The sequence below is a fragment of the Pontibacter lucknowensis genome (assembly GCF_900156415.1).
Lineage (GTDB): Bacteria > Bacteroidota > Bacteroidia > Cytophagales > Hymenobacteraceae > Pontibacter > Pontibacter lucknowensis.
The window spans coordinates 554,135-568,480 of the sequence record NZ_FTNM01000001.1 but is presented as its reverse complement, the minus strand read 5'-3'; the positions used below and the strand labels follow the sequence as shown (position 1 = coordinate 568,480).

At 49.6% G+C, this 14,346-nt stretch carries 13 protein-coding genes; 7 read left to right on the top strand and 6 right to left on the bottom strand.

Annotated features, from left to right (window positions below):
• The first annotated feature begins 45 nt into the window (after positions 1–45).
• From carA to hscA, 5 genes are all read left to right on the top strand, one after another.
• A complete protein-coding gene (carA, locus tag BW972_RS02445) occupies positions 46–1,152 on the top strand; it encodes a glutamine-hydrolyzing carbamoyl-phosphate synthase small subunit (protein WP_076420870.1) in 1,107 nt (368 codons plus the stop codon).
• A gap of 21 nt (positions 1,153–1,173) precedes the next feature.
• Positions 1,174–2,451 carry a phosphopyruvate hydratase gene (gene eno, locus BW972_RS02440; protein WP_007654254.1) on the top strand — a complete coding sequence of 426 codons (1,278 nt, stop codon included), beginning with the start codon at positions 1,174–1,176 and terminating at the stop codon, positions 2,449–2,451.
• 101 nt (positions 2,452–2,552) lie between these two features.
• Positions 2,553–2,852 carry an FtsB family cell division protein gene (locus tag BW972_RS02435; protein ID WP_076420868.1) on the top strand — a complete coding sequence of 100 codons (300 nt, stop codon included), beginning with the start codon at positions 2,553–2,555 and terminating at the stop codon, positions 2,850–2,852.
• A gap of 169 nt (positions 2,853–3,021) precedes the next feature.
• Complete coding sequence (locus BW972_RS02430; protein WP_007654252.1) at positions 3,022–3,588, top strand: helix-turn-helix domain-containing protein; 567 nt, start codon at positions 3,022–3,024, stop codon at positions 3,586–3,588.
• A 111-nt stretch (positions 3,589–3,699) separates the two neighbouring features.
• The gene (gene hscA, locus BW972_RS02425) at positions 3,700–5,559 is read left to right on the top strand and encodes a Fe-S protein assembly chaperone HscA (RefSeq protein WP_076421466.1); all 1,860 of its coding nucleotides are present in this window, start codon (positions 3,700–3,702) and stop codon (positions 5,557–5,559) included.
• Between the two features lie 65 nt (positions 5,560–5,624).
• On the opposite strand, the gene BW972_RS02420 is transcribed toward hscA, so the two are convergent.
• Both BW972_RS02420 and BW972_RS02415 read right to left on the bottom strand, forming a co-directional pair.
• Positions 5,625–5,966, bottom strand: a complete 342-nt coding sequence (locus BW972_RS02420) for a hypothetical protein (protein WP_076420866.1) — start codon at positions 5,964–5,966, stop codon at positions 5,625–5,627.
• Between the two features lie 3 nt (positions 5,967–5,969).
• Positions 5,970–7,037 carry an Ldh family oxidoreductase gene (locus tag BW972_RS02415; RefSeq protein WP_076420864.1) on the bottom strand — a complete coding sequence of 356 codons (1,068 nt, stop codon included), beginning with the start codon at positions 7,035–7,037 and terminating at the stop codon, positions 5,970–5,972.
• A 189-nt stretch (positions 7,038–7,226) separates the two neighbouring features.
• Between BW972_RS02415 and BW972_RS02410 the strand changes: the two genes are divergently transcribed.
• Complete coding sequence (locus BW972_RS02410; RefSeq protein ID WP_076420862.1) at positions 7,227–9,614, top strand: tetratricopeptide repeat protein; 2,388 nt, start codon at positions 7,227–7,229, stop codon at positions 9,612–9,614.
• Positions 9,615–9,715: 101 nt separating this feature from the next.
• Here BW972_RS02410 and BW972_RS02405 read toward each other — a convergent pair whose 3' ends face one another.
• The 4 genes from BW972_RS02405 to BW972_RS02385 all read right to left on the bottom strand — a co-directional run bounded on the left by BW972_RS02405 (position 9,716) and on the right by BW972_RS02385 (position 13,457).
• Positions 9,716–10,510: a DUF5602 domain-containing protein gene (locus tag BW972_RS02405; protein ID WP_076420860.1), complete on the bottom strand. Its 795-nt coding sequence runs from the start codon at positions 10,508–10,510 to the stop codon at positions 9,716–9,718.
• Positions 10,511–10,542: 32 nt separating this feature from the next.
• Entirely contained in the window at positions 10,543–11,496 is a 954-nt protein-coding gene (locus tag BW972_RS02400) for a Ppx/GppA phosphatase family protein (RefSeq protein ID WP_076420858.1), read from the bottom strand.
• 319 nt (positions 11,497–11,815) lie between these two features.
• Entirely contained in the window at positions 11,816–12,493 is a 678-nt protein-coding gene (locus BW972_RS02390) for a porin family protein (protein ID WP_076420854.1), read from the bottom strand.
• A gap of 64 nt (positions 12,494–12,557) precedes the next feature.
• Positions 12,558–13,457 carry a class I SAM-dependent methyltransferase gene (locus tag BW972_RS02385; protein ID WP_076420852.1) on the bottom strand — a complete coding sequence of 300 codons (900 nt, stop codon included), beginning with the start codon at positions 13,455–13,457 and terminating at the stop codon, positions 12,558–12,560.
• A 101-nt stretch (positions 13,458–13,558) separates the two neighbouring features.
• Between BW972_RS02385 and dapF the strand changes: the two genes are divergently transcribed.
• On the top strand, positions 13,559–14,344 hold the full coding sequence (dapF, locus tag BW972_RS02380) for a diaminopimelate epimerase (protein WP_007658032.1): 786 nt from the start codon (positions 13,559–13,561) through the stop codon (positions 14,342–14,344).
• Positions 14,345–14,346: the final 2 nt, after the last annotated feature.

The following is a 14,346-nucleotide window of genomic DNA, read 5'->3' as shown; positions in this document are numbered from 1 at the left end:
GACGTAAGTCGTGTCCCTTTTTTATTTTTGTATCAAATTATTAAAATGAAAAAACACACAACTTCCGAAGCTATTCTTTTATTGCAAGATGGTACCGTATTCACAGGCAAGAGCCTGGGGCGTATCGGTACAACAGGTGGTGAGTTATGCTTTAACACTGGTATGACTGGCTATCAGGAAATCTTTACGGATCCATCGTACTATGGTCAGTTAGTTGTCACTACTTTTTCACACATTGGTAACTACGGTGTTCAATCTGATGAAGTCGAATCAGGGAAAGTACAGATCAATGGTCTTGTGTGTAAAGAGTTCTCACACTTCTTCTCCCGTAAGCGTGCAGAAGGTTCTTTGCAAGACTACTTTGAAAAAGCAGGTATAGTTGGTATCTGTGAAATCGACACGCGTGCTCTTGTGCGCCACATTCGTGACAAAGGCGCTATGAATGGTATCATCTCTTCTGAGACTGCTGATGTAGCAGCATTGAAGCAACGATTAGCTGAGGTACCATCTATGGCTGGTCTTGAGCTCTCGTCGCATGTGAGCACGCCTGAGGTGTATGAGATGAAGCCTGAAGTTGTAAAGTATAGAGTTGCTGTGCTCGACCTTGGTGTAAAGCGTAATAGCTTGAACAACCTGGTGGCTCGTGGCTGCGAGGTGAAGGTATTCCCTTATGATACATCATTTGAGGAAATGGAAAAGTGGAACCCGGACGGTTACTTTATCTCTAATGGTCCTGGTGATCCTGCTGCTACTACAATTGCCATTGAGAGTGTGAAGCAGATATTGGATAAGAACAGACCTATGTTCGGAATATGCATGGGACACCAGATGCTGGCACAGGCCAACGGTATTGCAACCTACAAAATGCACAATGGCCACAGAGGGCTCAATCACCCTGTTAAGAACCTGATCACTGGCTTGAGCGAGATCACGTCGCAGAACCATGGTTTCGTTGTGGATTCGGAGCAACTGAAGAACCACCCGGACGTAGAAGTGACGCATATCAACCTGAATGATAATACGGTGGAAGGTATTCGTATGAAGTCGAAGCCAGCATTCTCGGTGCAGTATCACCCTGAGTCTTCCCCTGGACCGCATGATTCTGTTTACCTATTCGATGATTTTATCACACTGTTAGAGCAAAACAAGTAAAACTATATAAAAAACAAACCGATGAGCTTAATTACAGATATTAAAGCCCGCCAGATCTTTGATTCAAGAGGCAACCCGACAGTAGAAGTTGATGTGTTTACAGAAAACGGCGTATTAGGCCGTGCTGCTGTTCCGTCTGGCGCTTCTACGGGTGTGCACGAGGCGGTAGAACTTCGTGACGGTGACAAAGGCAGGTATATGGGCAAAGGTGTACTGCAGGCCGTTCAAAACGTAAACGAGAAAATAGCTGAAGAGCTTGTCGGGTTTCCGGTGTTCGAGCAGAACCTGCTTGACAAGATCATGATTGAGTTAGATGGTTCTGACAACAAAGCCAACCTTGGTGCCAATGCAATCCTTGGTGTATCGCTTGCTATAGCACGTGCAGCCGCGCAGGAGCTGGGTATGCCATTATACCGCTACGTGGGTGGTGTTAATGCTAACACGCTGCCTGTGCCGATGATGAACATCCTGAACGGTGGCAGTCATGCTGACAACGCCATCGACTTCCAGGAATTCATGATCATGCCAGTTGGTGCTCCTTCTTTCTCAGAAGCACTGCGCATGGGCTCTGAAGTATTCCATCACCTGAAGAACGTGCTGAAGAAAAAGGGTCTTTCTACAAACGTAGGTGATGAAGGCGGATTTGCGCCAAACATTGCGTCTAACGTAGAGGCAATTGAGGTAGTGCTCCAAGCAATCGAGGCAGCTGGTTACAAGCCAGGCGATGATATGATGATCGCCATGGATGCTGCCAGCTCCGAGTTTTATGACAAGTCTACAGGGCTCTATACCTTCAAGAAGTCGACTGGCGACAAGCTGACTTCTTCTGAAATGGTAAGCTACTGGAAAGAGTGGACCGAGAAGTATCCGATTGCCTCTATAGAAGATGGTATGGATGAAGACGACTGGAAAGGCTGGAAAGAGCTGACTGAGTCTATCGGGAACAAGGTGCAGCTGGTAGGCGATGACCTGTTTGTAACAAACGTAAACCGTCTGCAACAAGGTATAGACCAAGGGGTGGCCAACTCTATCCTGATCAAGGTAAACCAGATTGGTACGCTGACTGAGACGATCAACGCCATTAACCTGGGTCTGCGTCACGGATATAAGAGTGTGATGTCACATCGCTCAGGAGAGACGGAAGATAACACGATTGCTGACCTGGCAGTAGCGCTTAACACTGGACAGATCAAGACAGGATCGGCTTCCCGTTCTGACCGTATGGCTAAATACAACCAGTTGCTTCGCATTGAGGAGGAGCTTGGTGAAGTGGCTTATTATCCTGGAAAGAAGTTCTAAAGAACATCTAGAAAATATTTTACCGATAAGGGTGTGGGTTTATGACTCACACCCTTATTTTTGTGTAAAGCCCTCAGAATAATATCTATAGTTTCCTATATATGCTTCAACGTATACCTAAGTTTGTTCGCAGTTTTTATTTCATTACAGGTATGCTCTTCCTGGTATGGATGCTTTTCTTTGATTCCAACGACTTTATTACACAGTACCGCATGAGCAGGGAGTTGCGCGATAAAGAAAAAGACAAAGAGTACTACCTGGAAAAAATGGCCGAGGTACAGCAGGACCGTGAGGAACTGATGGGTAATCCGGAACTGCTTGAGAAGTTTGCAAGGGAGAAATACCTGATGAAGCGTCCGGGAGAGGATGTATTTATAGTTGTGCCGAAAAAAGAGGAGTGAGAATACAGATCCGATGATGGATGGTCAGAAAGCTGTTTTAACGAACAGCTTTCTGCATTTATAGACCTTAGGAGCCTAAAAGTCATGAATGTCGTAGGAATGACATAGAAACACCGGCAGCTCGGATGATACTTTTGATGTAGTATTGAGAAACAAATCTGTAGAATCGATGAAGCAATTAGGAAACAAGATTATCGAAATACGAAAGCGAAAAGGCCTGAGCCAGGAGGAGCTATCGGGAATGGCAGATATAAGCTTACGGACGCTGCAACGTATAGAGAAAGGGGAGACAGAGCCGCGGGGCTATACCTTAAAATCTATCTGTCAGGCACTGGACGTAGACGTAGAGGAAGTGTATGACTATGGCAAGGAACCAGATAAAGGCGTGTTATTGCTGATGCATCTTTCGGTACTATCTTATCTGTTAATGCCGCTGGGGAATCTTGTTTTTCCACTGATCATCTGGATAACACAGAAAAAGAAAGTGCTCCATGTGCACGAGCAAGGTATAAGTCTGCTAAACTTCCAGATCACCTGGTCTTTGGTTACTTATCCACTGGTTATGCTTTTTGCCTGTATGAAGATCATGCATTATCCTGGTTCGTGGTATGTGTTTTGCGCCTATCTGGTGCTATACTTCCTGAATGCACTTCATGTGATTAGAGTTTGCTGGCTGGTTAGCAAAGATGCTACACAAAATCCTTACCCTGTTTCGTTGGCTATATTAAAGGTATAAGCCCCTGTATCAGGTATAAACCGGGGCCATCCCCACATAGCCCCTTATTTTTTCGTAACTTTGCGTATAGCGCTGCTCAGGTATAGGGTGGCCTCACCAAAGTATAAGAACATGGCAAAAGTTGCGATAAACCTTTCTACGGGAGCCCTTCAGCAGGAAGAGGTGATCGTAGGTATAGATCTTGGGACTACCAACAGCCTGGTAGCCTATATACATCCCGAAACCAAAAAGCCGGTAGCTATAAACGACCTCGGTCGCGGTACCATTGTGCCTTCTGTGGTGCACTTCACCAAGAACGGCGAGACAATTGTGGGCAACGAGGCAAAAGAATACCTCACCACCGATCCGGCAAATACCATTTATTCTGTGAAGCGCCTGCTGGGCAAGTCTTACAAAGACCTGGGAGAGCACAAAGACTATTTCGGCTATAAGATCATCGATGATGATAGCGAAGGACTGGTGAAGATCAGAGTAGGGGATAAGTTCTATTCCCCAATTGAGTTATCCGCAGAGATATTGAAAGAGTTGCGTGAGCGTGCCGAGCATGCTTTGAAAACGCCTGTGAACAGAGCCGTGATCACAGTGCCGGCTTACTTCAACGACTCACAGCGCCAGGCTACACGCGATGCCGGCAAATTGGCAGGACTGGAAGTGCTGCGCATCGTGAACGAGCCGACTGCTGCCTCACTGGCCTACGGTATAGGTATAGATCCTTCAGAAGAGAAGACGATCGCTGTGTATGACCTGGGCGGTGGTACCTTCGATATCTCTATTCTGAGCCTGCACCAGGGTATATTTGAAGTGCTCTCTACCCACGGCGACACCTACCTGGGCGGCGATGACATGGACCGGGCCATCATCAATTACTGGATCCAGGAAAATCAATTAGTGGCTGATACGCTGAACGAGGACAAGAACCTGCAGCAGGAACTGCGCTTGAAGGCAGAGGAGGCCAAGAAGGCCTTGAGCCAGCAGCAGATCTATACCAGCAAGGTAAATGATATTGAATGCGGTATTACACGCCACAAGTTTGAGGAGCTGATTGCCCCGATCGTGGCCAAGACAATTGACAGCTGCCGACAGGCGATGGGCGATGCCAAGCTGGAGCCGGAGCAAATCGATGCCGTGATCATGGTAGGTGGCTCTACCCGCGTGCCGATGGTATACGAAACGGTGTCGGAGTTCTTCGGAAAGCCTGCTAATAATACGCTTAACCCAGATGAAGTGGTAGCCCTCGGTGCTGCCATTCAAGCCGATATCCTGTCAGGTAATCGCAAAGACATCCTGCTGCTGGACGTGACGCCGCTCACACTAGGTATAGAAACCATGGGCGGACTGATGGACTCGATCATTCCCCGCAATTCCAAGATTCCGACCAAAGCCGGCCGTCAGTATACCACTTCCATTGACGGGCAGGTGAATATGAAAATCTCGGTGTACCAGGGCGAGCGTGATCTGGTGAAGGAGAATCGCAAGCTAGCTGAGTTTGATCTGAAAGGTATACCGGCCATGCCTGCCGGCTTCCCGAAAGTGGACGTAAACTTTATTCTAAACGCCGACGGCATCCTGAAAGTGGAGGCGATCGAGTTGCGCTCGGGTGTGCGGCAGGAGGTAGAGGTGAAGCCGCAGTACGGACTGACAGACTCGCAGGTGGAGCAGATGCTGATGGACTCTATCACGCATGCCCGTGAGGACGTGTCGGCTCGTATGGTGATCGAAGCACGCACCACAGCTGAGCAGATGCTGTACCAGGTGGAGCGCTTCCTGGAGAAGAACAGCCAGCACCTGACAGAAGAGGAAATTAAACTGACGCAAGAGAATTTGCAGAAACTGCGCGACGTGCTGCCAAGCGGTGACAAAGATCAGATTCTGAAAGCTGTAGATACACTGGAAGAGCAGACAAGTCCGTTCGCAGAACGCGTGATGCAGATCTCCATCAAGCAGGCGATGGCAGGCAAGAAGATAGAGTAGGCTATACCTGTTCCCTATACCATAAAACAAGAAGAGCTGACCGTGATGGCCAGCTCTTCGCTTTTTTATGACTGACTAAGCGAAAGCAGTGCGTCGAGTAAGGTATAGTTCAGGTATAGCAGCGTGATCGCGACGATCGCCCCAACCATGATACTGGCATATGGTTCGTCCTGTTCGCGTACGCCTTTAATGCCCCAGTATATGTAGGCGACCAGGGCAAGTAATCCATATAATAACAGCAGCACAGGTATAGCGATCAGCACTGATTCCGGAACAAGCCGCCAGAAATAGTTGAACCCGAGCCAGGCTACATTCAGAATCCAGGACAACACGAGCATCAGGATACTGCGCCTTGTGGAGCCTAAGCCTAATAGCCTAAACAGGGCTATACCTTTGTCCGTTGCCATGACTTAGAATTTTATGCCGAACTTCTTGCCTACCTCTGTCAGGTCTTTCTCTACTGGCGGCAACAGCGGTATGCCTTTCTGCAGGCGTTTGGCTGTCATGATGCGCTCCGGGTCACCCGGTATAAGCACGGCTTTTTCGCCACGTTTTACCTGAGCGTTACGGAAAGCGTTGATCCAGTTATCCATATGGTGCTTGAACTCGTCAGCAGGACGGAAGGCGTCTATGCGCATAGCGCCGAGGAAGTGCCCTATACCTTGGCCCACCGGGTCGGCGGGAGGAGCGAGGAAGCTTACGAAAGGCGGTACCCACGGGCCATAGTTGGCACCCGACAGCACACCTGAGAAAATATCGACGATAGAGCCGAGCGCATAGCCTTTGTGACTGCCGCGGTTTTTGGTGCTGCCCAACGGGAGCAGTGCACCACCAGCTTGTACTTCAAAAGGGTTGGTAGAGCCCAATCCGGTAGCCGTCTGTACCCAGCCGCTTGGCGTTTGCTTTTGCTTGCGCTGCAGTATTTCCAGCTTGCCGTTGGCGGCAGTAGTGGTGGCGAGGTCGGCTACAAAAGGAGGTTGCTCATTGGCTGGCACGGCTACTGCAATCGGGTTAGTGCCGAGCATACGCTGCGTTGAGTGCGTTGGTGCTACCAGCGGGCTGGCATTGGTCATGGCCATGCCTATCATGTCGCGCTGCAGGGCCTGCATGGCATGGTAACCGGCTATACCGAAGTGGTTGGAGTTGCGCACCGATACCCAGCCCGAACCTACGTTCTCGGCTTTTTTCATGGCAATTTCCATGGCTCGTGGCGCTACCACCAGTCCAAGTCCGCCGTCGCCGTCTACCGTGGCTGTGCTGGGCGTTTCGTGGGCTATGGTGATATTAGGCTTCGGGTTGATGCGGCCGGCTTCCCAGAGGCGGATGTAGCCACTCAGTCGGGCCACGCCGTGGGAGTCAACGCCGCGCAGGTCGGCTTCCAGCAATACCTGGGTGGCTAGCTGGGCATCTTCCAGAGAGCAACCAATGTTCAGGAAAATCTCGCGGGTGAAGTCAAAGAGGTGTCGGTATGGATACATAGCAATCTTGTTAGTGCCGCAAATTAAAAAAATATCAGGCCAATGCCTCGCAATTCCTCAAGCGATTGTCCTTCACGGAATTTATACCTTTGAACATCATTTATATACCCTTTTTTCTATACTTTCGGAGTTTAGTAGAAAAGTGGAATGGATTTTGACTTGGCGAAGTCAGGCTAAAACGATAAAACTATGAAAAGAGCATTACTTCTGATCTGGATACTCACAGTGGCTGTTGCTGTACAGGCACAGAGCCGACTCGCGTTTAACGAAGCTATACCTGTTTCCTTCCTGATCAAGCAGGAAGCAGCCGGCAACAGCAGTCAGGTAAACAGCAACAAGATCATACAGCTGCTAACCGAGGGAGGTACGACTACTAGCAAATCCGGCGGGCGCCCAAGCCGTAAGCCTGAGTTTGTAGTAAGATTAGAACAGCAGGCCCGTATTGCCAAAGCCGGTGATCAATTGCAGATCAAGGTGCAACTGCAGCAAATTGGCGTGAGCGGCGATGTACATTACCGTGGCTTCGACCTGGGCAGCGTGCTCTTGCCGGAGCAGACCAAAATGACGGTGCGCTTGCTCAACAGTCAGCAGAAAGAAGTGAAGCGCTATAGCCTGCCTGCCCTGAACCTGAAGCCGAACGGCATCGTGGCGCTGGAGACAACCGTGCCTGATACCGCCAACAGCCAGGGCTATACCTTAAAAGTGGAAGGACTGGAGCTGGTGTATACCCACGCCGATGTGCAGGAACTGGAAGAGCGTATCAGCCTGATCAAAGACTACTATGCCGCCGACACCACCCTGAACAAGATGCTGCAGGACGTGGTCCTGATCAAGCATGACGACGTGGACCGCATCAAGCAACAGGACCAGCGCCTACGCGAGATGGAAGAAATGCTGCAGAAGCTGCAGGACAAGCGTTTCTCTGACAAGCTAAGCCTGAACCAGTATGACCCGCAGCGCTATGTAGCCAAGTCGAACCAGCTGAACCAGTTGCTGAAAGAACGTCGCAAAGCGGTGAACCATACCCTGGCTACACTTGATCAGCAGTTCTATAACCGAGGCATCAGCCTGATGGCGCGCAATAACCTGGCTGCTGCCAGCACCTATTTTGTGAAATCACTGGAGGTGAACCCGCGCTTTGCGCCTGCGCACCTGCAACTGGCCCGACTGGATTTTATGAGTGGCAAGGTGCACGAAGCGGCCGGCCGTACCCGTGACATCCTCACCCAGATGCGTGTAGACCCTGAAACCCAGCAGATGGCTTTGGGACTAGCGCACGACATCTACAGCACATTTATGGCAGAAGGCCATGCGCACAACAGCCGTGGTGATTACCGCAGTGCCGTAGCCGCCTACGCCGATGCCCGCAACTTGTGCAGCACCCTGGGCGGATTACGTTGCAACATGCCTGCACTGAATGACGGTGAAGGCCGAGCCGTGTATGGCTATTATCGCAGCATGGTAGAGGAGGGCAAACGTTCTTTGAGCCGTGGTGACCTGGCACAGGCTGAGCAGATGGCCGACGATGCCTATACCTTCCAGCGCCAGTACGACTACCTGCTGCACGATGCCACTGAGGCGGCTGAACTGCAGGGACAGGTGAAATACCAGTATTATGTGCAGCATATCGACAAAGGTCGTCAGGCCATGAAGGCGAAAGACTACCGCTATGCACTGGAGCAGTTTGAGTCGGCTATGACGTTGGAGCAGGGCTATACCTTTCAGCCGGTACGTGAACTAAGCAACTTGCTGCAGCAGGCAGCCAAGCCGGTGCTGCTGAGTCAGCTGGCTGATGGCTATACCCTGGCCATGAGCAACCGGTTGAGTGATGCCAGAGCAGTAGCCAGCTCAGCTGAAAATATGCGCAGTCGCTATGCCCTGGAACGTGACACTGAGGTGCAGGCCAAGTACATCGAGCTACGCGACCGCATTTTCACGCAGGAGTGCCTGAACGTGCAGGCTGACTACGACCGTCATTATGCCGCTGCGCAGTCTCTTGTGAAGGAGAAAAAATTCATCGCCGCCGACCAGGCTTATCAAGCCGCCCTCAATGCAGCGGCATCAAAAGCAACTTGCACCATTGCCACGTTCACGGCAGAAGACGGTCAGTCCACCATTGCCGATGCCGCAGCTTACCAGCGCATGCTCGAAGAAGCTAACCGTATGGTAGCGACTGGTCGCTATACCGATGCGATAAAACGCTACAACGATGCTGAGCAGCACTACCTGAGCAAGTCAATCGCTCGCTTTGGGCTGGATCACATTTCACTCTATAACTTTGCACAGGGACAAAGCAAGTTGGCCTTTACTGCTACTGTGGTAGATCATTTCACGGGCATCCGACAAGAGAAAGCGGCTCTGCAATTGCTCACTGACCTGCTCGATAGGGGTTATTCTAAAGGCAAGACCAAGAAAACACAGCAACAGCTAGGTATACAGTTAGCTATAAAAGACGTAACCAGCGGTCAGACTGAAACGGCCAAGGTGATGGCCGCGAGTTATACACAAGGTGACAAGAAACTGAAGCATCTGGGCAAGGCCTACGAAAAGGAGCGCAAGAAACTGGCGAAGGGTTAAGCTTCTTACAAGCACTGGGATATAGCTGAAGAATACCTACTTATAAACGAAAAAGCCTGCTTGAACAGTAGGCTTTTTCGTTTATAAGTAGGTATAGCATCTTATTTCAGCTGCATGTTATCTAGCCAGATCACATATTCCTTCTTATCTGCATCATAATAGAAGCCGTAGCGGGTAGGGTAGTAGAGGCCTTTTTGCTGAAACTCTTCCGGCTGCTTCAGATCAAAAGTATCATCAGGCTTCGACTGCAGGTACTCCACCGTGTACATCGGCTCAAAAAAGATGACGCGGCCATCATAAGAGCCATAGATCATGGTCTGGGTAAACTTCTCGCCATTCAACTCAGGGCTATGCCGGTCTACCCAGTGCTTGCCCATTTGCGGTACGTTCACCTGCACATCAATATAGTCTGCTGGCAGGTAGCGTGGAGCAGGTTCTATCATTAGTTTAGGATCGCTCACTTCGTCGCCGATTGCCTTGCGCTCTGCCGACGAGATCATGTAAAAATGCGCATCGAAGTGAGGCAGTTCGTACAAGGCAGGCGGGTGCCCCATCGGGTTCCAATCCATCACGATATGCTTGAAAGGTGTCTGCTGCATGATCTCTTGCGGCAGCTCCATCTCGTAATAGATCATGTGCCCGTGTCCTTCGGAGTTGTCTTGTTGAGGGAGCGTATTAACGGCTTGTTCCGAGAAGCGTACACCTACAGCAGCGGGATTACCGGCTTCATCAAACGTGGCCCAACTGTAAGCAGTACCTTCTCCTACATGTATGGTCTTGCCATGTATAGTCTGGTTAGCCAAAGGTGAAGTTTTATCGTCATAGTCGTCGCAGCCGGAGAACAGCATGACCAACGAAAGCATGAAGCTGATCTGGAATAATCGTTCAGGAACCATTGTGATAAGTATAATCTGGGATGCGTTCTTGTTTAAGCGTTGTTGAAGCCCTCTTCCTGCAGCACCTTCTGCAGTACCCCTTCTTTTAAGGCATAAGCCGACACCCTAATCTCTTTCAGTTGATAGGTCTCCAACACGAAATCCACCAGTATACTCGCCAGCACGATCATATCAACCCGCATCTCCAGCATACCCGGTATTGCCAGGCGTTCGTCGTGGGTTTTGTGCAGCAGTTCCTGATATATCTTGTAGAAGTCAGAGACCTGCAAGGCAGCGGTGGCAGGCTGCGAAAGTTGTCGGGTGTTATCGCCGCGGCTGAGGGCATCGATGTCGCAAAGGGTATCGAAGGTGCCGGAAGCCCCTACCATACGGACAGGCTTATGCTCCGTGACAGCTTCTGTGAGTGGCTGCAGTTGCGCCGCCAGGAATTGTTTCTCGGCAGCTACCTGCGTATTAGGTATAGGGTCGTCAGTGAAGAACTTATCCATTAATCGCTGGGCACCTACTTCAAAGCTTTGCTTCCAGAAGATCTCCTGGTCATTGCAGATGATAAACTCCACACTACCCCCGCCGATATCCATAATCAGAGAGGTCTGACCATCGAGCACACCGGCCGAGCGCACACCGTGATAGATCAGTTCCGCTTCCCGGTCGCCGTCTATTATCTCTACCTGTATATCGGTCTGCTTGTAAATGTCTTTAATGAAATCCTCGCCGTTGCTGGCACTGCGTACCATACTCGTCGCCATAGCCCGTACTGTCTCTACATTATATTCATCAATCTGTCTGCGGAAATCCTTCAGTGTTTTCATCGCCCGCTCGTACGCTTCCGGCGCAATTGTGCCTTTGCTGATACCGCCCTGGCCGAGACGCACCGGGAGCTTGGTTTTCACAAAGTCTGTGCGATTGCCGCTTTCGTCTACCTCTGTAATGAGGAGGTGAAAGGTGTTAGTGCCCATGTCGATGAGTGCGAGGCGTTTGGTCATAGGGGGAGGGTTATTTTAAATATTAGCAAGTGAAGCGAAAATTATCCCAATCGAAAATAAGAGAATATAAAATGCTACTGCAGCAGATATAATGGCAAACAGCAGAAAGAATAGGTATACTAATACTTTCTGTATTGCCGGGTAGTTTGTATAACTCAAATTATAGAATGGGGTTTTGGTAGCATAGAAATGCGACCAGATGAAAACTGCCAATGCACCTAAGAATGCCCCAAGAATACTGGACAACATGCCGATTGATAATCCGCCTTTTAGTAGAATCATATGAGTTGTTGAAAGCTAATTGTCAAAAAGAGCGAAATCATCCTTTGAGTTTGTAGGCTATACCCAGCAATAGATTAGTTGACTTCGTTTTAATAGCTCCATCGTTATAAACTGGCGTACTGCTAATATTGTATAGACCCAGATTATGGCGAAGCTCCAAAGTCAGTATTGTTTTTTTAGTAACAGGCATACCAGCACCAAGACCAGCGGAAAAACCCATGTCAAGTCTCTTAAAATTTTCCGTATTATCCATGGACGAACCACTCTGTAGCTGAGAGCTTTCAGTTACATCCATTTGTTTCAGAAGAAAACCTAGATAAGGGCCTGCGTTCAGGAAGAAAATGGGTTTACTTCCTAAAGTCATTCTAGCCATCAAGGGAAGTATGAGATAATCGTAGTTCGAGCGTCCGGGTATTAGCTCAGATTGGTTACCCCATTCATTCATATGTTGAACCTGATAGGTTATTCCTTTTCTCTCAAAGCCAATACCTGAGCGCAGGGACAGTAACTCTGTGAAACTATACTCCAATGAGATGCCAGTTGAGAAGTTATCGGCTCTTTTGATATTCCCACCTTCATCAACGAATTCATTGCCCCATAATTTGCTACGGTTTGGACCTCCTTCTATACCTATAGTTATGCCGTTGTTTTGAGCTATAGCTGCTGTTGAGCTTAAGGTGAGCAAAGCCCAAAAGAGGATTGTAAGCTTGTTCATGTAAATTATAAATCAGGGTATTTCTTTTGTAAAGTTATTTGTTATTTCTCAGTCACGAATAAGCTTATACATACTTCCCCTCCGAACTAAACCGAAAGAACGTCCCCAACGGCAGTTTCCGCTCTCCTCTATCATGCAAGTATATCTCACCCAGCTCTTCATTCTTAATCTGCTCTCCAAACGTCAAACGCATCAGGTTGTCCAGAATCAAAGCGGAGAAACCTAGCGAATAGAGGTTGATCACCAGGAAATAGTCGGTTTTTTCGAGCATCTGGTGGCAGAGCTTGATGAGTTCGTTCAGCTCGTTTTCCAGTTGCCACTTCTCACCATTTGGGCCGCGGCCGTAGGCGGGTGGGTCCAGGATGATGCCGTTGTAAGTGTTGCCGCGCTTCACTTCACGACGGGCATATTTCATGGCGTCTTCTACGATCCAGCGCACATTGTCGAGGCCACTGGCCTCCATGTTGTCGCGGGCCCAGAAGTTGACTTGCTTCACCGAGTCGAGGTGCGTTACGTCGGCGCCTGCGGCTTTGGCGGCCAGAGTGGCGGCACCAGTATAGGCGAACATGTTGAGCACCTTAGGCGTTTTAGTCTTCAGCGAGCGGGTTTTGTTGTAGATGAATTTCCAGTTGCTGTCCTGCTCCGGAAACAGGCCCACGTGCTTGAACGAAGACAGGCCCAAACGGAAGCGCAGTTTCAGGTCGTTGTATTGGTAGTTGATGTACCACTGCTCGGGCATTCCTTTTTGGAGCTTCCACTGGCCTCTTTCTTGACTGCCTTTGTCGCGGGTGAACACGGCATTGGCCATGCGCTGCCACTCCGACTCGGGCAGGTGCTTGTCCCAGATGGCCTGTGGCTCGGGACGGGCCACGTAGTACTGGCCAAAGCGCTCCAGCTTTTCAAAATTACCTGAGTCAACGAGTTCGTAGTCAGACCAGTTTTCTGTTGTTAAAAAGGAATACATATATTTGCTGTTTATATCCGGCTGTGTAAGGTTGGCAAATTACGAATTATATGCCGTGCCTGAAAATTGCACGCAAGAGCTGGTTTAATTGTTTCTACTATATGGCACTTAGCTTTTACAAATACCAGGGTACTGGCAACGATTTCGTGATGATCGACAACCGGAAACTGACCTTCCCGGCAACTGACGAGCAACTGATCAAAAGCCTTTGTAACCGCCGTACAGGTATAGGCGCAGATGGACTGATCCTGCTGCAGAACCACGACGACTACGACTTCGAGATGGTGTATTACAATGCCGATGGTCGACTGGGATCTATGTGCGGAAACGGTGCCCGCTGCACCGTGCGCTTTGCCAAGCAGTTGGGCGTGATTGAAGACGTAGCCTATTTCCTGGCTGCCGATGGCGAGCACCAAGCCACGATCGAGCGGGAAGAAATTCAGCTGAAGATGACTGATGTGGTAGGAGTAGAGCGCATCGAAGATGATTTCTATCTCAATACCGGATCGCCGCATTATGTTCGTTTCGTGGAGAATATCGATAACCTGGATGTGTATGCTGAAGGCCGTCTTGTCAGGTATAGTCCCCGCTTCAACGCAGTAGGCACAAATGTGAACTTTGTGCAGCGCCTGTCGGATAACAGCATTTATGTACGCACCTACGAACGTGGCGTGGAAGACGAAACCTTGTCTTGCGGTACTGGCGTAACGGCTTGCGCGCTTATAGCCGGATTGACAGGTATGGAAAGCCCCGTTTCTGTGAAAACTCCTGGTGGAAACCTGAAAGTAGCTTTTGAGCAGGACGGCATGGGCTTCCGCTACATCTACCTGATCGGCCCCGCCAAGCTGGTGTTCACAGGTACAGTGCCGGTGCCGGAGAAGGTATAACC